The organism is Paraburkholderia sp. BCC1876 (assembly GCF_902833695.1).
Taxonomy (GTDB): Bacteria; Pseudomonadota; Gammaproteobacteria; order Burkholderiales; family Burkholderiaceae; genus Paraburkholderia.
Genome location: NZ_CADFGI010000002.1, coordinates 1,081,324 through 1,100,316, shown reverse-complemented (window position 1 = coordinate 1,100,316; position 18,993 = coordinate 1,081,324). Strand labels below are relative to the sequence as shown.

Sequence of the window (18,993 nt, the reverse complement as noted above, 5' to 3'; positions counted from 1 at the left end):
GCGGACACGAGCAATGCTGATGGCGTCAGGAAACGCGTTCTATTGCGGTCATGACTGCGTCCGGTCGTCGTCGCCGGTTTTACTTTCGGCATCCAGGTGCGCGGCAGACAGTTGCTTCAACAGATCGGGCAGTGCTGTTTGCACGGTGTCCCACACCACGTCGAGGTTGATGTCGAAATAGCCGTGAGCAATACGGTTACGCATGCCGCGCATGCTGCGCCACGGCACCCCGGCATGGGCATTGGCGAACTCCGCGTAGCCGTCCATCACCTTCGTTGCAGCCTCACCGATAATGATGAGACTCATGATGACCGCCTGCTGAGTGCGCTTGTCTTCGAGGAAACTGTCTTTACTCAACCCATCCAGGAAACTGATCGCGTCCGTCGCGGCCTGCTGCATGTGATCCAGGTAGTCGGGAAGGCGGTTCTCGCTCATACCGGCTTGGCCTCCGCAAGGACCTTGGCGCGGAACTTCGGCGGCAGGTCGGCAGGCGTCAAAAGATCGACATGGACGCCGAGTAAGGATTCAAGCGCGTCCTGTAGCCCGCCCAGATCGAACAAGGTGGCGCCGGGCAATGCATCGACCAGCAGATCGAGGTCGCTGCCGTCCTGGTCGGTGCCATGCAGCACCGAGCCGAACACGCGCGGATTCACTGTGCGGAAGCGACTCGCTGCTTCGCGCACAGCGCTTCGCTTGAGATCAAGCACAACGGACGGTCGCATAGTGCGTCTTTCCTTATCGAAACCCGCTGAAAGGGTAAGAGACTGAGAATACCGCTTCAAGAACTATAGTCGAGAATTGTAACGCCTCGATTGCCCCCGCCACGCGCGACTGGCGGGCACGCTGGCCGCAAGCCCGCGTTTTCACCGGCAATGGGAGGATCGGGACGATTGCTCGCCCCGGCACACCATCGCACCAGGGCTCACCCGCATCCTCACCCCCAAACAATCGACCCCGCCTCCGGACACGTCCACGACGACTGCAAGCGCTCGCGAATCTCCGCCAGCGACTGCCTCACCAGCAATTCGCCATTCCGGAACACGGGCACCAGCGCACCGCCTTCAGCCTGCTCGACCGTCTGCTGTTCGTACAGCACGAAGTGATCGCCTTCCTTCTCGACACGCGGCAGCCCCTTCGCGGACTTCTTGGTGCCGTCGTCGGTGGCCGGGTCTTTATAGATGTCGACCGCTTCGCCATCCACCTCGGCGTAGATCGCCTTGAGCGCATAGCCGAAGGTGTCGCGCGAGTTCATCCCATACACGTAGCTGCCGATGCCCAGCACCACGTTGCACGAAGCGAACCCCTTGGCCGCCATGCGCAACATGATGTCGCGCGCGCGCGTCAGCGTGATCGAGTCGCCGTAGATCAGCCCGACGTGCGAATCCAGCACCTTGTAGCCTTTCTCGGTGGTGGTGCCGCCGTAGATATTCCACAGGCACTCCACCGCGCCGGTGCGCTCCGCTTCGCTGATCGTCTCGCCGCTTTCCTTGACCGTGTAGCGGCCCGTTTCAGTAACGGCGGGCTTACCGTCGCTGTCCAGCACGAGTTCGTCGTCGGTATAGCCGGTGAGGATCTTCACCGGATCGCCGGAGTCGGGGCGGAACACCACCTTGGCGTTGCCCAACGCGTCCGGCCGGCGGGCGAGAATATCCGCCTTCAGTTCTTTGGCGATCACCGTCATCACGTTCCAGAAGTCGAACGTATCGCTGACGAGCGAGACCATTCCTTGCGGGTAGCCTTCGGTGACGAACTCGCGGATCACTTCCAGTTCGGCCTTGCGGCGCAGCGCCTTCGGGTCGAGCATGGCTTGCGCCGGATCGCGTTCGAGGCGTTGCTGCGTCAGCAGAATGCGCAGCGCCATCACGCTGTGTTCCGACGCCGGAATCGAACCGCCGACGAGCTCACGCTCCGCATTCGCGCCGTAGTGGTCCTCGAGATAGTCGATCGCAGGGATCGTGTCCGTGCCGGTGAAGGACAGCAGGTGACCCGCGCCGCAACGCATGGCGTCGTGCACGCCGCTCATGCCGCGCATCGAAAAATCGTGACCTTGCCAGTTCACGAAGTCGAGCGGCGCGCCGGTCAGGTTCGCGAAGTAGGTCAGCAGCTTGCGGAATTCGAACGCGATGGTGGCGACCGTGGACGGCTTCCACGATTCGCAGCTCACCACCGTTTCAAAGTAGGTGGACACCCACGGAAAATCCGGGTGCGTGTTAGTGAAAATCACCGGCGGCACCTTGATGTCGACCCGCGAGCCTTCCGGCAGCGAGCGGATTTCAAGCGGCAGGTGGCCGAGATCGTGCAGCGCTTCGAGGCTCGCCACCGGCACGGCGTCCGGTCCCAACGCGGTATCCATGCGCCGCTTGTACTTGCGCACGGCCTGCGCCTTCGGCTTCTGGAAGAACTCGGCGCCGAACAAATCGATCAGGAATTCCTGAATGAAGCCTTGGAGGCCGAACCACACCACCTTGTCATCGAACAGTTCGCGCAGCACCGGCGCGTACTTCGCGGAACGGGGCGTGAAGTTCGCGACGAGTTTGGTGGTCGCTTTCGGGTACATGGACGGGTGGCCGGTCTTGTAGAAATCGGCGAGATTGAACGGAACGAGTTGGTTCTTTTCGAGGACTTCCGTGCGGTCGGGGGCGTTCATCAACATCTCCTGGCGAGTTCGGATTCAGACGATAGGTTCGGATTCGGTTCAAACCAGCTGGCAGCGTGCGTCGCTCGTCCAGTTGTTGCGCGTGAAAACCGTCTGGTAGTGTTCGAGCAGCGGCGCGAGGCCCTTGCTGAAAATGCCGTGCGTGACATACAGGTACAGCGGCTGACTCTGGCGCTGTTCGGCCTGACGGGTACGCAATGCCGCGGCGAGTTCGGTGAAGGTGCGGCCGCCGTCGCAGATATCGTCCACCACCAGCAGCGGCGCGTCGGGCAAATCGCCCACCACCTGAGTACCGGTGATCTTGCCGGTCTGCGTGTTGCGCACTTTCTCGGCGAATACCACGTCGAGTTCCAGCGCGTGCGCCAGGTGCATGACGCGCTTGCGGGCGCCGGCGTCCGGCGCGACCAGCGCAGCGCGGCCCAGGCCGAGGCCGAGGCTTGTGAGCGCACGGCGCAACGACGGCAACGGATCGGCAATCACCACGCGGTCGAGCAGGGCGGTCACGACGTCGCTATGCGGGTCCTGCACTTCGACCTGCGCATACTGCTGCGTGTTGATCAGGTCGCAGAAGACGCGCGCGCTGAGCGCTTCGCCCGCATTCGCCACGCGGTCCTGGCGGGCATAAGGCACATACGGCAGGGACAACAGGATCGGCGTGCCAGGGTAGCCGCGGCGCAGCGCGTCGGTCACGAGCAGCAGCGTCATGACCGCCTCGGCGTGGGGCAGATGCGCCTGAATGCGCAGCGTGTGCGCGGGCTTACCCAGTTCGACGGTGACGTTGACCTCGCCGCCGGGGAACACCAGCTTGCGGAGTTCCAGCGGCACTTCACCCCGATCGCTCGATACGGCAAAAACCTGAATCATTTGTTATCCTCCGTCCGGCTTCGTCGGAATATCCGACTAACTGGTTGCCAGTATAAGATGACTTAGTTGAGAATTGCAACTATGTAGGTGGAAATACTCACGACGCATATTCGGACCGGGCACAGGAGTGATCCATGAAACAGAGCTACACCACGCCGGACGTGAGCGTTGACATTGTGTTGCTGACGCTGGACGAGGGCCTGCTGAAGGTGGCCTTGCACCAGCGCGATCGAGCGCCCGCGAAGCATAGCCTGGCGTTACCCGGTGGTTATGTCCACGTGGGCGAAGACGCGTCGCTGGAAGCGACGGCGAAGCGCGTGCTAGGGGAGAAGACCGGCTTCGCACCGCGCTATCTCGAGCAACTGCGCACGTTCGGCGGCCCGGCGCGCGATCCGCGCGGCTGGTCGGTTGCCGTGTCGCACGTCGCGCTGATCCCGCATGCGGAATTGAGCGAGGCCGGTGCGGGCGTGTTTCAGTTCTACGATGTGGACGACCTGCCCAAACTGGCATTCGATCATGCCGAGCAAGTGGAGGAAGCGGTGCAGCGGGTGCGCAACAAGGCGAGCTATTCGACGTTGCCGTGCTGGCTGCTGCCGGAGTTGTTCACGCTGACGCAACTGCAGTCGATCTACGAACAGATTTTTGGCGAGACGGTGTCGCGCGGCACGTTCCGCTCGCGACTGGGGATCAAGGTGGCGGATCTGCAACCCGGCGACGCGGCGGACGAGGCCGATATCCTGATCGCCACCGACGAGTTTCAGGGCGGCAATCAGCGGCCCGCGCGGTTGTTCAGGGTGAATCGGTTGAGTCTGTTCAGGCGGGCGTTCTGGTAGGGCGGGAGGCGTGACATGCAGCGGCAAGCGGCGGCTGCAGTGCGGCGCGCGCGCCATCGCACCGCACACGCCGCTCATGCCACACCACAAGCGCCACCCACTTCAAAACAACGTCCGCATCCCCACCCGCACCGCCGTCGACGAACTGCCGGTGCCCACATACATCCCATGGGTAAACACCGGCGCCGCCCCCCGCCGAGGAACACTGGCGCGGCGCCCCCAACGTGCGCAGATAGGTCGTGGCAGCACGCCGCCGCCGAACTGATGTTCACGCCACTGACGGAAGAGCCATTACTGGTGGCGATGCATGCGGGGCATTGGCTGGCGAAGGCGGCCTCGCTCAAGCTGAAGTATCTGCGCGGCGAGCCGTTTATCGCCTATCCGCGCCAGGCGGGCGTAACGATTTCGCAGTGGACGCTCGCGCTATGCGCGAAACGCGGCTTCGACCCGGAGGTCGTGCAGGAGGCGCAACAGGCTTCCACATTGATCGGGCTGACCGCGACTGGGCTGGCTATCGCACTCGTGCCGGCTACGTTGCAAAGCATCGTGCTGTCCGGCTGGCGAAACGCTGCGCGGAAGGCGCGGCTGCGGCGCGCTGACGGGAATCCGCACCGGGCGAACGGCTTTGGAATGGTTTATGTATGTCGATAAATATCGCGGCATATCCTGGAAATATAAGGCGAGTCTGCGTGCGCGTTGTTTTACTCACTTCGTTTCCTGAGAATAAACCGGCGCGCCTTATATCATTCGCGATACCAGCTCGACCCCTATCAGAAATCTCAGGCGTACAGCAAGAAGATCCGCGAGTAGACTAGCCAGCGAATCAACCCGCAGCACGATCAATGGGCATACAGCTCGCCGCAAAATAAGGGCGACATCTCCCATGCACTATAGCTGTGCGTGAATATCCGATTCTCCATTAATACAGTCCGATCCGGTTGCAGGCGCGCGGTTAATTTGACGTGTGCGAATAGCCGGGGTGCTGAATTCGCAAAAATCTGCGAAATGCATAATCTCGCGATTATTTTGACTGATAGAGAAAATGTTAAAGCCGGATGACAGCGGCGATTTATCCGGCGCGCGGTAACGACTCGACTATCACCGGCCTGGTATCAGAGCGCATATTTTCCGATGCGGACTCCGCCATGCCGTCCATTTAAATCTGATCGACGGAGCGGCGCACGATGTTTCACGACTGGACCCCCGAACAACTGACACTGCGCGAGCGTTTCGCCGCGGTTGGCGAGCAGCTTGCGAAAGCGCGCGACCAGCAGCCGGAAGGTTTCGATTACGCCGGGTGGAACCGCTTGCGCGACGAGCAGCTCTGGCATCTCGTGGTCCCCAGAGACTACGGCGGCCATGGCGAAGACTGGTGGGGTTTCACCGCCGCGCTCGACGGGCTGTCGTCGACGATCCGTACGCCGGAACTGCTGTTGTCGGTGATCGCCCAGGCCGGCATGGTGCGTGCGATGGTGCGGCACGGCAGCCCGTTGCAGAAGGAGCGTTATCTGGCCGCCATCATGCGCGGCAAGGTCAGCGCGACCGGCATTGCGGAGCCGTCCACCGGCACCGACGTGCGCAGCATCGAAACCACGCTGTCGGAGGCGCCGGACGGCTACCGCCTCAACGGCAGCAAATACAACATCGCGCATGCGCCGATCATGGACTTCATCCTCGTGGTGAGCCGTCTGGAGCGGCGCGAGTCGAGCAACATCGCGCTGGTGCTGCTCGATCGCGATACGCCGGGCCTCGTGATCGGCGCGCAGGACGACAAGCTCGGCAACCGCAATCTGCCCACCGGCGAACTGCGCTTCGACGACATCCACGTCGACGCGTCGCAGATACTCGGCCAGGCGGGGCGCGGCCTCGGCCACCTGATCGACATCATCTCGCTCGGCCGCCTTTACTACGGGCTGGTGGCGGCGAACCTGCCGCTGCCGTTCGTCGACGAAGCGATGCACTACGCGGCGCAGCGCACCAGCTTTAAAAGCACGATCGACTCGCATCAATATATCCAGAAGCGTCTAGTCGACATGAAGATCGGCATGGAGCGCAGCCGCTGGGCCGCTTACGGCGCGCTGGGCCGTTTGCTGAACGCGCATCCCGAGGCGCTGCTGGCGTGTTCGGTGGCCAAGCTGGTCGGCGCCAGCGATCTGATCGACAACGCCACGAGCCTCGTCAAGTTGTACGGCAGCATCGGCTATCACAACGGCGGCATCGCCACGTTGCTGAAGGACGCGATGGGGTTTGCGAGCGTCGGCGGCACCGAAGAGATGCACCGCAAGAATATTTTCAACCAGATGCAGCGGCTCGCCGGCAGCGCATCGTCCTCGCAAGGCTGAGCGGTTCGGCCGCGTGGTTTCTCTCGGGCGTGACACGCTCATGGGGTCTGTCTATGTTGAGTTGGGATATCGGAAGAGGCATGAGCGCGACGACGCCGGTGATCGGGCCGGCGGAATTGAGGCAACAGTTGCCGTGCGACGTCGAAAGCCTGCACACCGTCATGCAAACGCGCCGCGCGATTTCCGAGGTCCTGCAGGGACTCAGCGGCAGGCTGATCGTGATCGTCGGCCCCTGTTCGATTCACGACCCGGTCGCCGCGCTCGAATACGCCGCGCGTTTGTCGAAGCAGCGGCATGTGTGGCAGGACGAGCTCGAGATCGTGATGCGCGTGTACTTTGAAAAGCCGCGCACCACGGTCGGCTGGAAAGGCCTGATCAACGATCCGCATCTGGACGGCAGCTACGCGATCGACGCCGGCATCCGGCTCGCCCGGCAATTGATGCTCGACATTACGCGGGCCGGCGTGCCGGTCGCGACCGAGTTCCTCGACGTGACCACGCCGCACTACCTGGCCGATCTGGTGAGCTGGGGCGCGATCGGCGCGCGCACCACGGAGTCGCAGATTCATCGCGAGCTGGCCTCGGGCTTGCCGTGTCCGATCGGGTTCAAGAACGGCACGGACGGCAACGTCAAGATCGCGATCGACGCGATTCACGCCGCCGGCCATGCGCATCATTTTCTCGGCGTGACGGAGAGCGGCCGGTTCGCGAAGGTCGCGACCAGCGGCAATCAGGACTGTCACCTCGTGCTGCGCGGCGGCAAGCAGCCCAATTACGACGCGCAGAGCGTCGCCGAAGCCTGCGCGTCGCTCGCGGCGGGTGGGCTGCCGGGGCGGGTTGTCATCGACGCGAGTCACGGCAACAGTTGCAAGCAGCACGACAAACAATTGTGCGTGTGCGATTCGCTGTGCGAGCAGATTGCCGGCGGCGGCGAGCGGATTGCCGGCGTGATGATCGAATCGAATCTGTTGCCCGGCCGCCAGGACGTGGTGGCCGACGTGCCGCTCGCCTACGGTCAGAGCATTACCGACGCGTGTATCGGCTGGGACGCGACCGAAGCATTGCTGGGCAAACTCGCCGACGCCGTGCGGCAGCGCCGTCAGCGGCACGAGGCGACGCCGATGCGCGAAAGCTTGCCGTCGTTGCCGTCGTTGTCGTCCTTGCAGTCGGCGGCATGATGGCGACGCCGAATGCACCAATCGCGCCTATTGCGGCTATGGCGGCTATTGCGCCGAAGGTTGCCGCGCCGCAGGCCGCGCAACACGCCGCGCGCCTGCTCGAACTCGCGCCGGCTTGCGGCGAAATCGAGCGTAATGCGATCGCCTTTCTCGGGCCATGCGGCACCTATACCGAAGACGCGATGCGGCTGTGCTTCGGCGAGACGCATGACGCGATGTCCTGCACCAACGTCGACGCCGTGTTCGATGCGGTCGCGCACGGCGGCGCGAGTCACGGCGTCGTGCCGGTCGAGAACTCGACGGAAGGCATCGTCGCACGCACGCTGGATCTGCTGCTGAAAAACCGGCTGACCGTGAGCGGCGAGGTCGTGCTGCCGGTGCGGCATATGCTGATGACGGCGCATGGCGCGCTCGACGGCATTACCTGTGTGACGGCGCACGAACAGGCGCTCGCGCAGTGCCGGCGCTGGCTCGACGCGCATCTGCCGGACGTGCCCCGACAGGCGGTGGCGAGCAATGCGCAGGCGGCGCAGCTTGCCGCGCGTTCGGCGGGTCACGCGGCGATCGGCAGCCAGCGGGCGGCGCATCACTACGGCTTGCGGATCGTCGCATCGGCGATTCAGGACGAGCATTTCAACAGCACGCGTTTCTACGTGATCGGCCGCGACGAACCGCCGCCCACCGGCGACGATCGCACGCTGTTGTGTGTCGAACTCGAGAACAGCAGCGGGGCGCTGCAGCGCGTGCTCGCGCCGCTGGCCGAGCATCGGATTCCGGTGACGCGGCTCGACGCACGGCCGCTTCGAAGCGAGTTGTGGGCATACCGGTTCTTCGTCGAGTTGCCCAGGCATCGGCATGACGTGCAGATGGCCCACGCGCTCGCGCAGATGAAACGGCATGCTCGTGCGCTGGTTTTGCTGGGTTCGTTTCCGGCGGCGCCGGGTGGTGGTGCGGTGTTGTGACGGTCAGGCTGCGCGGGCGGAGCGGCGCCTGGTGAATGCGGTGGCTGAGGTACGCGACTAAGGTCCGTGGCTCAGGCCCGCAACTCCGGCATCGACTCCGCGAAGTCACACGAAAGGCGATCTTTGCCACGCCCCAGGTTTTTCCGGTGTACCTGAATGCGTCCGACTGGCGCCGTCGACGCGATATGCGTCCCGCCGCAAGCAATCACCTGACCTTCGCACGCCCAATACCGCGCGTCCCGATACAACGGATGCTGATACGTGACGACCTCACTGCCGCGCAGCACGTACGCGTTGGCGATCCGTTCGATTTCCTGAAGCTCGTCGGCCGTGAAGCGGGTTTCCACGCTGAAATCGAAGCGCGCGGCGTCGACCTTGATATGACAACCGAACAGACCCGGCATAGCATCGGGTCGAACCTCGTTAACGCCCAGATATAGCAGATGTGACGCCGTATGACTGAGCGAGAGCTGCGCGCGTCGCAACCGGTCGATACGCACGGTGGCTTCAGCGCCGACCTCCAGTTCGCTCAGCAACGCGAGATCGTCCGGATGAATCACGTGCTCGATAATGCCGTCCACGAGGATGCTCGGGAAATCGGGAATGCGTGCGAAATTGCCGTACATTTTTCTCGCATCGACGAAACGCAACGCGCGCCCATCCTCAAGAATAATCGCGCCATGATCGGCTTCCTGGCCGCCGCCTTCCGGATAGGCGACCGTCGTATCGAGTTCGATACTGTTTGCGTTGACCTTGACGATCCTGGCGGCGCACGCCGATAAGGCGGCGTTCTCGTAATAGAGTTTGCGCGTTTTCCGGTTTAGTGAAAACATGATGTCCGATAGGCCCAGAAAGAGAACGGTCGCTTGACTGCCTGACTGCATTTCAGGCGATGATAGTGAATCGCGGCGTCTGCGTTGTCAGAAAACTGACCCAAAGAACAAGTCGGCGCATCTCGCGGGCACGTCGAACAACCAGTGGTTTCCGCAATCGCTCAACCCGCATGAGGGACGATGAATACGGCAGAAACACCGAACCCGGAGCGGATAAGCCAGCAGGCGGGCCGGCGGCTCGTGATCGGCCGCTGGGGCGTCGAGCTATTGCCGCGACATGCGTATGAAGTCATGTACACCCCGGACCAGGCGGTGATCGGCTTCGCGTTCGAAAGCCAGCGGGGCCATCACGCGTTTTCAAGCGATCGTGTGTTGCCGTTCTTCTCGAAGCCGAACAGCCTGGCCTATGTGCCTGGCGGTTGCACGGTGTTTTCGTCGTCGCAAGATGGGGGCGAATATCTGCGCGTCACCATGTCTCGCGATCTTGCCGGCAGCGTGTCGGTCCAGCGACAGTTCAACGATTTCATCGATCCGATCGCGATCGACGCCGCGCAAACCATTCGGACTTTGTTGCTCACGGACGCACCCGCCACGTTGTTGCTGGAAGAAAAGCTCATCGTTCTGGCGGAGCGCGTCAACTCCGTTGTTCATGGCGGATTGAGCGCGCCCCGGCAAGCCCGCTCGATGACCTCCGCGCGCCTGCGGCAGATCGACGAGATCATCGACTCGACCCTCGGCGAAGATATCAGCGTCAAGCTGATGGCGGACGCGCTGGGACTCTCCGAGGCATTCTTCATTCGGGCCTTCAAGGCGGCGGTCGGAAAGAGCCCGCATAGCTACCTGATCGATCGCAGATTGGCCGCCGCTCGCGTGCTACTGGAAAGCTCGCGTCATGATTTGCGCGAGATCGCGCTCGCGGTCGGTTTCTCTTCGCACGCGCATATGACGGCCGCGTTTCGGAGCCGCCTGGGGATCACGCCCAGTCGTTTGCGGGGTGATTGAGAAAAGATCTGTACGGACGCCGCGTTAAGTCCTCCGCAATTGAAACGACCCGGTCGCGGCTGCGACCGGGTCGTTTCATTTCAAACCCAAGCGCTTCTCGCGCCCGTTACAGCGAACCCTGAAACGTCATCACCCGTTCCTTGAATGCATCCGGCACGAGCGCCGTCTTATTGGTCGTGTAATCGAACATCACATGCGTGGACGCGCCGCGCGCGATGATCTGCTTGTCGTCGCGTTCCATCACATGTTCGAGCTCGAAGCTCTTGCTGCCGAATTTGACGACGCTGGAGCGGACCGTCAGCTTGTCGCCGAACATGGCGGGCGCCAGATATTCGCACTGCGTCTTGACCATGATGTGCGGCAGTTTCTCCGTGCGCGGCATGTCCAGCAGATCGAACATGTAGCTCAAATACGAATGCTGCAGGTAGTCGTAATAGACCGGGCTGCTCACGTGGCCCATCGAATCGGTGTCGCGGTACTTAACGTCGATCGGTGTTTCGTAGTGTCGCTTTGACATGGTTGCCTCAACATGAGAAGTGATTGTCGTATCGGCTCGATCTTGGCGTCTCGCCGTCCTGCTTGATGCCTGGTTTTTGCCTGGCTTTTGCCAGGTTAATGCGCCTGCCTGATTGCTACTGAACTTCAAAAAACTCCGCCGAGCGATCGTTCTGCAACAACTCGCCAAAAATACGCGTGGCGTCGCCGTCCCATGCCTCGCGAAAACGCGCGAGCCAGTACTCCGACTGATTCGGCGCGCCTGCGGCGATGTCCTGGAGCGGTGCAAGGTATTGCGTTTCGTCGTCGCCGGCGGCGTCATGCCGCGCTCGGGCGCGTAAGCCTTTGGCCGCGATCGCCACCACGTCGCCCGCGAGTTCGCGCAGCGTGCGGCCTTGCAGACGCGCGTCGAGACCGAGGCGCGGAACGTCGCGGCGCACCGCCAGCAACTCCGCGCGGCTGATGCCGGCGGTCAGCGTCTGCGCATCGGACAACGCGCCCGCGTCGTACAACAACCCGACCCATAGCGCCGACTGCGCGACCATCATCGCGGGCGTGCCGGCATCGGCGCCGCGCATTTCGAGGAAACGTTTCAACCGCACCTCGGTAAACGCCGTCGTCATGTGATCGGCGAAATCGGCCAGCGTCGCCGTGTCGTCTTCGAGACCGGGAATGCGCCCGCCGAGAAAATCGCGGAACGTGTGGCCGGCCACGTCGATATAACGGTCGTTGCGGCGCACGAAATACATGGGTACGTCGTCGAGCAACCAGTTCACGTAGCGCTCGAAACCGAAGCTGCGCGACATGAACAGCGCGGGAATGCCGCAACGGTCGTGATCGGTGTCGGTCCAGACGTCGGCGCGCGTCGACATCAGGCCGGACGGTTGGCCCTCACGAAACGGCGAGTTGGCGAATAGCGCGGTGGCGAGCGGCTGAAGCGCGAGCGACACGCGCATCTTGGCCGCCATGTCCGCTTCCGACGCATAGTCGAGATTGACCTGCACGGTGCAGGTGCGCAGCATCATGTCGAGGCCGCGCGTGCCGACCTGCGGCATATAACGGCGCATGATCGCGTAACGGCGCTTCGGCATCCACGGCATCTCGTCGCGGCGCATCAGCGGATGAAAACCGAGCGGCGCCGCCTCGAACCCGAGTTGCTCGCCGATCGCCTTAACGGTGTCCAGATGCGCGTGCAGTTCCGTCTGCGTGTCATGCAGCGACGCCACCGGCGCGCCGGACAATTCCAGTTGTCCGGCGGGTTCGAGCGAGATCGCCGCGCCGTCGTCATAGCGCACGCCGATCAGATGCCCGTCGTCGAGAATCGGCGACCCTTGCTGTTCGAGCAGCCGTTGCAGCACCGCGCCGATGCCCGCGTTGCCGTGATACGAAAGCGGTTTGAGCGTGTTGCGGTCGAACAGGAATTTCTCGTGCTCGGTGCCGATGCGAAACGCCGCGCGGTCTTTGCATCCCGCGGCGATGTAGTCGGCCAGTTGCTGCACGGAGACGATAGGCGTCTCGTCTGAATCCACGGCGTTAGACATGGGTAAGCTCTACATAAGTGGGGGCGAAAACCGTCAGGTAGTGATCCTGATCAGTGTGTCGGACGCTTCGAGCGAAGCGCGCACGTTATGACGCAACGGACTAACTATATCTAGCCCGCTGCTAAGCGACTACTGATAGCGTTGACAGGTTTTTCGCGTCACCGTGTAGGAAAACGGTGTCGGACGGGGGTTACAGCGAGGGTTTGCGTTTCGCGAAATAGTGCGCGGGGGAATCGCCGAAACAGCGGCGAAACATGGCGATGAAATTGCTCGGCGTCGCGTAGCCCAAGGCGTCGGCCACGTTGGCGACGCTGTCGCCTTGCGCAAGACGTTCGAGCGCGCGCGTCAAACACGCCTGCTGACGCCACTGCGCGAAACTGCTGCCGGTCTCGGCGATAAACAGACGGCTCAGCGTGCGCGCCGACAGGCCGGCCCAGGCGGCCCATTCGTCGAGCGTGCGGGTGTCGTCGGGCTGGCCGAGGATCGCGTTGGCGATGCGCACGAGCCGGCGGTCGGTGGGCATCGGCAGATGCAGCGGCTCATGTGGCGCGCGGCGCATCTCGTCGAGCAGCACGAAGCTCATGCGTTCCTGTTCGGCATCGAGCCGGCACTGCGTGGCCCACGAGACCGCGCGCCTGACCAACGCTCGCATCAGTTCGCTGATGCTGATCACGCATGGCCGCTCCGGCAGGCTGGCGCTTGCCGCCGGCGTGATCACGACGCTCCAGCCGCTCATTGCGCCGCTAATGCTGACTTTATGCGATTCGCCTGGCGGGATCCAACCGGCGCGATGCGGCGGCAACAACCAGGATCCGTGCTGAGTGCGTACATGCGCGAGTCCGCTCTCGACGCAAAACACCTGGCCGCGCAAATGGTTATGCCAATCGACTTCGCGCGTGCCGAGTTGATAGTCGCTATCGCCTTCATGCTCGCCCCATACGGCGATCAGCGCCGGCCCGTCGGCGCGTTCGCTCGGATCGGATGACGGGGCGACGGGTGCGGTCGGCGTCGCTGTTTTGCGTGCGGTTTTAGGCTCACTGTGGTCCGCGTTTTTATGCGCGGATTTGTGCAGGAGGTGCTGCGCCTTGCTCGGGGTAGTCTTCTGATATGGCATGGCTGGAATTCATTATTTTTTGTCTAAACAACGTTATCAGCTTTTCTATTGAACGTCCAACAATGCGGGTCATGGCAAGTCGCCCGATAGATGGAGTATTCAATGGAAGGATGGGCTGATATTCGACACGTCACTTCGACGGGATCGACGAGATCGCAACGATCGAAACGATCGACATGGCACCGTCGTGATGCATCTCGCATCGCGGCATGGATGACGGCGACGGCGTTGCTGATCACGTCCGCTGGTTGCGTCACCAGCCGCGGGCTCGCGCCGGTCGGCAAGCTGAGCGATCCGTCGCAGTTGCAGGCGTCGCAGAGTCTCGCGGGCATCGACGCCAACCGCGCATGGCCTGCCACCGACTGGTGGGTCGCGCTGGGGAACCCGCAATTGACGGCGCTGATCGAGCGCGCGCTCGCCGGCAACCCCGACCTCGCGATCGCCGACGCACGGGCCCGCGACGCGCAATCGCAGGTGACCGAAGCCAACGCCGCACGCTTTCCGAATCTGACCGCGAACGCCAACTTCACCGCGCAGCGTCAGTCAGGCACCGTGTATAGCGAAGAAGAGGGCGGCGGTTTCTTCTATCACACGCGCGGACTCAATCTCGGCTTCAACTGGGACATCGACCTGTGGGGCGGTAAGCGAGCCGCATGGGAAGCCGCGTTAGGCGAAGCGCGCGCGACGGAAGTCGACGCGCAGGCCGCGCGCATCCAGCTCTCGGTGAACGTGGCGCGCGCCTATACGAATTTGAACTACGCGTATGCGCAGCAGGAAGTCGCGCAGTCGGAAGCGGACCGCGCCAACGAAGCGCGCGATCTGACGCTGCAGCGGGTTCACAAAGGCATCGACAACCAGGCGCAACTCAAGCAGTCCGATAGCGAAGTGGCAACCGCCATGGAGCAACAGGCGATGGCCGCGCAGGAGATTGCCAGCGCACGGATCGCGCTCGCGATTCTGCTGGGCCAGGGGCCGGACGCGGGTCTGTCGATCCAGCGTCCTGCGGCGTTGCCGGTGCCCGCGCTCGCGGTGCCGGCCGACCTGCCGGCCAATCTGCTGGGCCGCCGCGCCGATCTGGTCGCGGCGCGCTGGCGGGTCGAGGCGGCGAGCCGCAACATCGCCAGCGCCAAAACGGAATTCCTGCCCAACATCAGTCTGAGCGCCATGGCGGGGCTCGCCACGCGCGGCGGCGCGTCGCTGTTCCAGGCGGCTTCGCGCACGTACTCGGTGACGCCGGCCATCAGTCTGCCGATCTTCGACGGCGGCGCATTGCGCGGCAATCTGCAGCATCGCGACGCGCAATACGACGTGGCGGTCGCGCAATACAACAAGACGCTGATCGGCGCGCTCAATCAGGTCGCCGACAACCTGCACAGCCTGCAATCGATGCAACTGCAAATCGACGCGCAGCAACACGCGTTCGACGCCGCCCACGACGCATGGGCGCTCGCCGACCAGCGCTATCGCGCGGGCGTGGGCAGTTATCTGGAAGCGCTGGTGGTGCGTCAGCAGTTGCTGGTTGCCAGCAAACGGATGGCGCAATTGCGCGCGCAACACGTCGATCTGTCTCTGCAACTGGTCGAGGCGCTGGGCGGCGGTTTCATGCCGCAGCGCCCCGACGCCGCGTTCGCAGCCGTCTCTCCTTCTCTCGACATTCAAGCTACGCCATGAGCAGCGAAAAAATTCTCGAACCCGTAGGTCAGGCCGCCGCGCCTGCGAATCAAACCGCGCTACGTCCGGGCGCCCCGCCTGAACCGGCGAAACAGTCGCCGGGCGGCGCCGCGCCCGGCGGCTCGGGTGGCGCGGGCGGCAGTCCGACGCCGCCGGCTTCCGGGCGTCGCAAACTGCTGCTGCGTTTGCTGATCGCCGGCTTCGCAATCGGTATCGCCGTGTGGCTCGCGTGGCACTTTTTATACGGCCAATGGTACGAGGCGACGGATAACGCGTACGTGCAAGGCAACGTCGTCGAGATCACGCCGCAGGTGCAGGGCACGGTGGTGTCGATCGGCGCCGACGACGGCGACCTCGTGCGCAGCGGCGACACGCTGGTGAAGCTCGACCCGAGCGATACCGAAGTGGAACTGGCCGGTGCGCAGGCCGCATTGGCCGGCTCGGTGCGCAAGGTGCGCGGGCTGTACAGCAACGAACGCGGCTTGCACGACAGTCTCGAGGGCTCGCAGGCGGAAGTCGACGCGCGCCGTACGTCGCTCGATAAAGCCCGTGCCGACTACGAACGCCGCCGCGATCTCGGCCGCACGGGTGCGATTTCGGCCGAAGAGCTGGCGCATGCACACGACACGCTGGTATCGGCGCAAAGCGCGTTCGTCGGCGCACAGAGCGCGCTGGCGAATCTGCAGCAGCAGTATCAGACCAGCAAGGCGCTGGTCGACGATACGGCCGTGGCGTCGCATCCGGATGTGGAAACGGCCGCCGCGCGCTTGCGCGCCGCCTATCTGGAAAACGCGCGTGCCACGCTGGTCACGCCGGTCACCGGCTACGTCGCGAAACGCACGGTGCAATTGAGCCAGCGCGTGCAACCGGGCACGCCGTTGATGGCCGTGGTGCCGCTGCGGCAAGTCTGGGTCGACGCCAACTTCACCGAAAAGCAGGTCTCGGAGATGCGTATCGGCCAGCCGGTCGAGCTGCGCTCGGATCTGTACGGCGGCAGCGTGCGTTATAGCGGCAAGGTGCAGGCGCTTGGCGTGGGCACCGGCAGCGCGTTCGCGTTGCTGCCCGCGCAGAACGCCACCGGCAACTGGATCAAGATCGTCCAGCGCTTGCCGGTGCGGATCGAATTCACCGACCCGGCACAGCTGGAAAAGCATCCGCTGCGGATTGGCCTGTCGATGCACGCCAGCGTCGATCTGCATAATCGCGACGGCGCGATGCTGGCGCATCAGCCGCCGAGCGAACCGCTGTTCAGTAGCGATCTGTATCAACGCCAGTTACAGCTCGCGAATGCGCTGGTCGACAAGGTGATCCACGACAACCTGCCGGTAGCCGGTGCCACGGCGAGCGTGAAATGAGCGCGCCCGCGGCTGTGGCCGGCAGCGATTTCCGGCCCCGCAGCGTCCCGCTTACCACCTTCGGCCTTGCGCTGGCCGTGTTCATGCAGGTGCTGGACGGCACCATCGCCAATGTGTCGCTGCCGACCATCGCCGGTAATCTTGGCGTGAGCACGAATCAGAGCGCTTGGGTGATCACCACCTTTTCGGTGAGCAACGCGATCGCGCTGCCGCTGACGGGTTTTCTGGTGAAGCGCTTCGGCCAGGTGAAGCTGTTCGTCTGGGCGACGCTGCTGTTCACATTCGCCTCGCTGCTGTGCGGACTGGCGCATAGTCTGCCGCAACTGGTGGCGTTCCGCGCGTTCCAGGGCCTCGTTGCCGGACCGATGATTCCGACCACCCAGGCGCTGATGCTGTCGATCTATCCACCGGCGCGGCGTGGTTTCGCGCTCTCGATGATCGCGATGGTGACCGTCGTCGCGCCGATCGCGGGGCCCTTGCTCGGCGGCTGGATCACCGAGAACTACTCGTGGGAATGGTCGTTCCTGATCAACGTGCCGATCGGCATTTTCGCGTGTTCGATGGTGTACGCGCAGATGCAGGGGCGGCCCGAAACCACCGCGAAGGCGAAGGTGGACTATGTCGGTCTCGCGGCGCTGATACTCGGCGTCGGCGCATTGCAGATCGTGCTGGACAAGGGTAACGACGAGGACTGGTTCAACTCGACCTTCATCGTGTGGATGTCGGTCGTGGCCGCGTTCGGCATTCTGCTGTTCCTGATCTGGGAGCTGACCGAGCCGAATCCGATCGTCAACCTGCGGCTCTTCAAGCATCGCAATTTCGCCGCCGGGACGTTGACGCTGGTGCTGGCGTATTCGGCGTTCTTCGCGGTCAACGTGATCGTGCCGCAATGGCTGCAGCGCACGCTCGGTTACACGGCCTTCTGGGCCGGGGTCGCGGCCGCGCCGATGGGGATCATTCCAGTGCTGCTCACGCCGTTCATGGGCAAGTACGCGCCGCGCTTCAACATGCGGATGCTGGTGTGCATGGCGTTCGGCATTCTCGGCTGCGCGTCGTTTCTGCGGTCGCAGTTCTTTCTCGACGTGGACTTCGAGCACATCGCGCTGATCCAGTTGCTGCAAGGACTCGGGCTCGCGCTGTTCATCATGCCGATCAACAGCATTCTGCTGTCGGATCTGAAGCCCGACGAGATTGCCGCGGGCTCGGGCCTGTCGACCTTTCTGCGCACGCTCGGCGCGAGCTTCGCGGTGTCGATCACGTCGTTCCTGTGGGAGCGCCGCGCGGTGCAGCACCACGCGCAGATCACCGAGAGCATCAGCGTGTTCGATCCGGCGGTGCGTCAACAGTTGCGCGTGCTGGGGCAGGGGGATCCGCAAACCGGCTATCAGCTGCTCGACCGGATGATCGACGCGCAGGCCTATCAGATCTCGTTCAACGACGTCGCGTTCGCGCTGGGTTGGGTCTACATCGCGGTGATCGTGCTGGTGTGGCTGGCTAAACCGCCATTCGGGCCGAGGCCGGGCGGCGGTGCGCCCGCGGGGGCCAAGCGCTGAATCGCTAAAGCAATGAAGCGCGGGTGCGCCGGGCATCGAATGCCGGCGCACCCGCCCAATCAAGATTTTTTTCAACTTGCAAGAGGAACCTGAATCATGAATCTGAGCCATGAACTGAGCACATCCGCCGTGTTCGATCTGTCGGAATTCCCGCTCGTGATCGCCCGCAACGACGCGATCGCACCCGGTTACGCGGTGGCCTGGGAGCAGGACATGAATGCGCTGCTGAAGACCGGCGAGCACTTCGTGTTGCTGTTCATCTCGCCGCGCCCCGAGGAAACGCACGAGGACCGCAAGCACCGCGGCATGTGGCTCAAGACGAACCGCGACGCACTGTCGCAAGTCTGCAAGGCCTTGATCACGGTCGAACCCGACGAGCGCGAGCGCGAAGAGTCGAAGGCCGGCGCGGCGGCGATCTCGAAAGCCTTCGGCATTCCGCTCGAAGCGGTGGCCACGCTCGACGATGCCAAGAAGATAGGTAGGCAATTGCTGTCGGAAACGGGAGACTAACGCCGCCGTTCCGATTGGCAACAGGGCTGCGAGACGCTCGGGACGGTTATATCAGTACACCAGAACGAACAGAAAAAACGGGAG

18 protein-coding genes are annotated in these 18,993 nt (G+C 63.3%); 10 read left to right on the top strand and 8 right to left on the bottom strand.

Annotated features, from left to right (window positions below):
• Positions 1–48: 48 nt before the first annotated feature.
• The 4 genes from HWY05_RS11340 to HWY05_RS11325 form a co-directional block, all read right to left on the bottom strand.
• Positions 49–435 (bottom strand): DUF86 domain-containing protein, encoded by a 387-nt coding sequence (locus HWY05_RS11340; RefSeq protein ID WP_176058373.1) that lies wholly within the window; start codon positions 433–435, stop codon positions 49–51.
• Positions 432–722, bottom strand: coding sequence for a nucleotidyltransferase family protein (locus HWY05_RS11335; RefSeq protein WP_176058372.1), 291 nt, complete (start codon positions 720–722; stop codon positions 432–434). Before HWY05_RS11335 ends, HWY05_RS11340 begins: the two co-directional genes overlap by 4 nt.
• 212 nt (positions 723–934) lie before the next feature.
• Entirely contained in the window at positions 935–2,647 is a 1,713-nt protein-coding gene (locus HWY05_RS11330) for a nicotinate phosphoribosyltransferase (protein WP_035549635.1), read from the bottom strand.
• 48 nt (positions 2,648–2,695) lie between these two features.
• A complete protein-coding gene (locus tag HWY05_RS11325; RefSeq protein ID WP_176058371.1) occupies positions 2,696–3,520 on the bottom strand; it encodes a phosphoribosyltransferase family protein in 825 nt (274 codons plus the stop codon).
• A 134-nt stretch (positions 3,521–3,654) separates the two neighbouring features.
• Here HWY05_RS11325 and HWY05_RS11320 point away from each other — a divergent pair, with 134 nt between their 5' ends.
• The 5 genes from HWY05_RS11320 to pheA all read left to right on the top strand — a co-directional run bounded on the left by HWY05_RS11320 (position 3,655) and on the right by pheA (position 8,835).
• Entirely contained in the window at positions 3,655–4,353 is a 699-nt protein-coding gene (locus HWY05_RS11320) for an NUDIX domain-containing protein (RefSeq protein WP_176058370.1), read from the top strand.
• Positions 4,354–4,617: 264 nt separating this feature from the next.
• Positions 4,618–5,004, top strand: coding sequence for a LysR family substrate-binding domain-containing protein (locus HWY05_RS11315; RefSeq protein ID WP_176058369.1), 387 nt, complete (start codon positions 4,618–4,620; stop codon positions 5,002–5,004).
• A gap of 533 nt (positions 5,005–5,537) precedes the next feature.
• Positions 5,538–6,695, top strand: coding sequence for an acyl-CoA dehydrogenase family protein (locus HWY05_RS11310; protein ID WP_176058368.1), 1,158 nt, complete (start codon positions 5,538–5,540; stop codon positions 6,693–6,695).
• An 80-nt stretch (positions 6,696–6,775) separates the two neighbouring features.
• Positions 6,776–7,873 (top strand): 3-deoxy-7-phosphoheptulonate synthase, encoded by a 1,098-nt coding sequence (locus tag HWY05_RS11305; protein WP_244146582.1) that lies wholly within the window; start codon positions 6,776–6,778, stop codon positions 7,871–7,873.
• Positions 7,870–8,835, top strand: a complete 966-nt coding sequence (gene pheA, locus HWY05_RS11300; RefSeq protein WP_176058366.1) for a prephenate dehydratase — start codon at positions 7,870–7,872, stop codon at positions 8,833–8,835. Before HWY05_RS11305 ends, pheA begins: the two co-directional genes overlap by 4 nt.
• A 71-nt stretch (positions 8,836–8,906) precedes the next feature.
• Here the strand turns inward: pheA and HWY05_RS11295 are convergent, their stop codons facing one another.
• Positions 8,907–9,668: an alanyl-tRNA editing protein gene (locus tag HWY05_RS11295; protein WP_176058365.1), complete on the bottom strand. Its 762-nt coding sequence runs from the start codon at positions 9,666–9,668 to the stop codon at positions 8,907–8,909.
• 180 nt (positions 9,669–9,848) lie between these two features.
• Between HWY05_RS11295 and HWY05_RS11290 the strand changes: the two genes are divergently transcribed.
• Complete coding sequence (locus HWY05_RS11290) at positions 9,849–10,670, top strand: AraC family transcriptional regulator (protein WP_176058364.1); 822 nt, start codon at positions 9,849–9,851, stop codon at positions 10,668–10,670.
• A gap of 106 nt (positions 10,671–10,776) precedes the next feature.
• Here HWY05_RS11290 and HWY05_RS11285 read toward each other — a convergent pair whose 3' ends face one another.
• From HWY05_RS11285 to HWY05_RS11275, 3 genes are all read right to left on the bottom strand, one after another.
• Positions 10,777–11,187: an acyl-CoA thioesterase gene (locus HWY05_RS11285; protein WP_035549650.1), complete on the bottom strand. Its 411-nt coding sequence runs from the start codon at positions 11,185–11,187 to the stop codon at positions 10,777–10,779.
• 115 nt (positions 11,188–11,302) lie between these two features.
• On the bottom strand, positions 11,303–12,706 hold the full coding sequence (locus HWY05_RS11280; RefSeq protein ID WP_176058363.1) for a glutamate--cysteine ligase: 1,404 nt from the start codon (positions 12,704–12,706) through the stop codon (positions 11,303–11,305).
• 190 nt (positions 12,707–12,896) lie between these two features.
• Positions 12,897–13,820, bottom strand: a complete 924-nt coding sequence (locus HWY05_RS11275; protein ID WP_176058362.1) for a helix-turn-helix transcriptional regulator — start codon at positions 13,818–13,820, stop codon at positions 12,897–12,899.
• Between the two features lie 213 nt (positions 13,821–14,033).
• Here HWY05_RS11275 and HWY05_RS11270 point away from each other — a divergent pair, with 213 nt between their 5' ends.
• The 4 genes from HWY05_RS11270 to HWY05_RS11255 all read left to right on the top strand — a co-directional run bounded on the left by HWY05_RS11270 (position 14,034) and on the right by HWY05_RS11255 (position 18,909).
• Positions 14,034–15,491 carry an efflux transporter outer membrane subunit gene (locus HWY05_RS11270; protein ID WP_176058361.1) on the top strand — a complete coding sequence of 486 codons (1,458 nt, stop codon included), beginning with the start codon at positions 14,034–14,036 and terminating at the stop codon, positions 15,489–15,491.
• Complete coding sequence (locus HWY05_RS11265) at positions 15,488–16,846, top strand: efflux RND transporter periplasmic adaptor subunit (protein WP_176058360.1); 1,359 nt, start codon at positions 15,488–15,490, stop codon at positions 16,844–16,846. The genes HWY05_RS11270 and HWY05_RS11265 overlap by 4 nt, the downstream gene beginning before the upstream one ends.
• Positions 16,843–18,399, top strand: a complete 1,557-nt coding sequence (locus tag HWY05_RS11260) for a DHA2 family efflux MFS transporter permease subunit (protein ID WP_176058359.1) — start codon at positions 16,843–16,845, stop codon at positions 18,397–18,399. The genes HWY05_RS11265 and HWY05_RS11260 overlap by 4 nt, the downstream gene beginning before the upstream one ends.
• A gap of 96 nt (positions 18,400–18,495) precedes the next feature.
• Positions 18,496–18,909: a hypothetical protein gene (locus tag HWY05_RS11255; RefSeq protein ID WP_176058358.1), complete on the top strand. Its 414-nt coding sequence runs from the start codon at positions 18,496–18,498 to the stop codon at positions 18,907–18,909.
• Positions 18,910–18,993 lie beyond the last annotated feature (84 nt).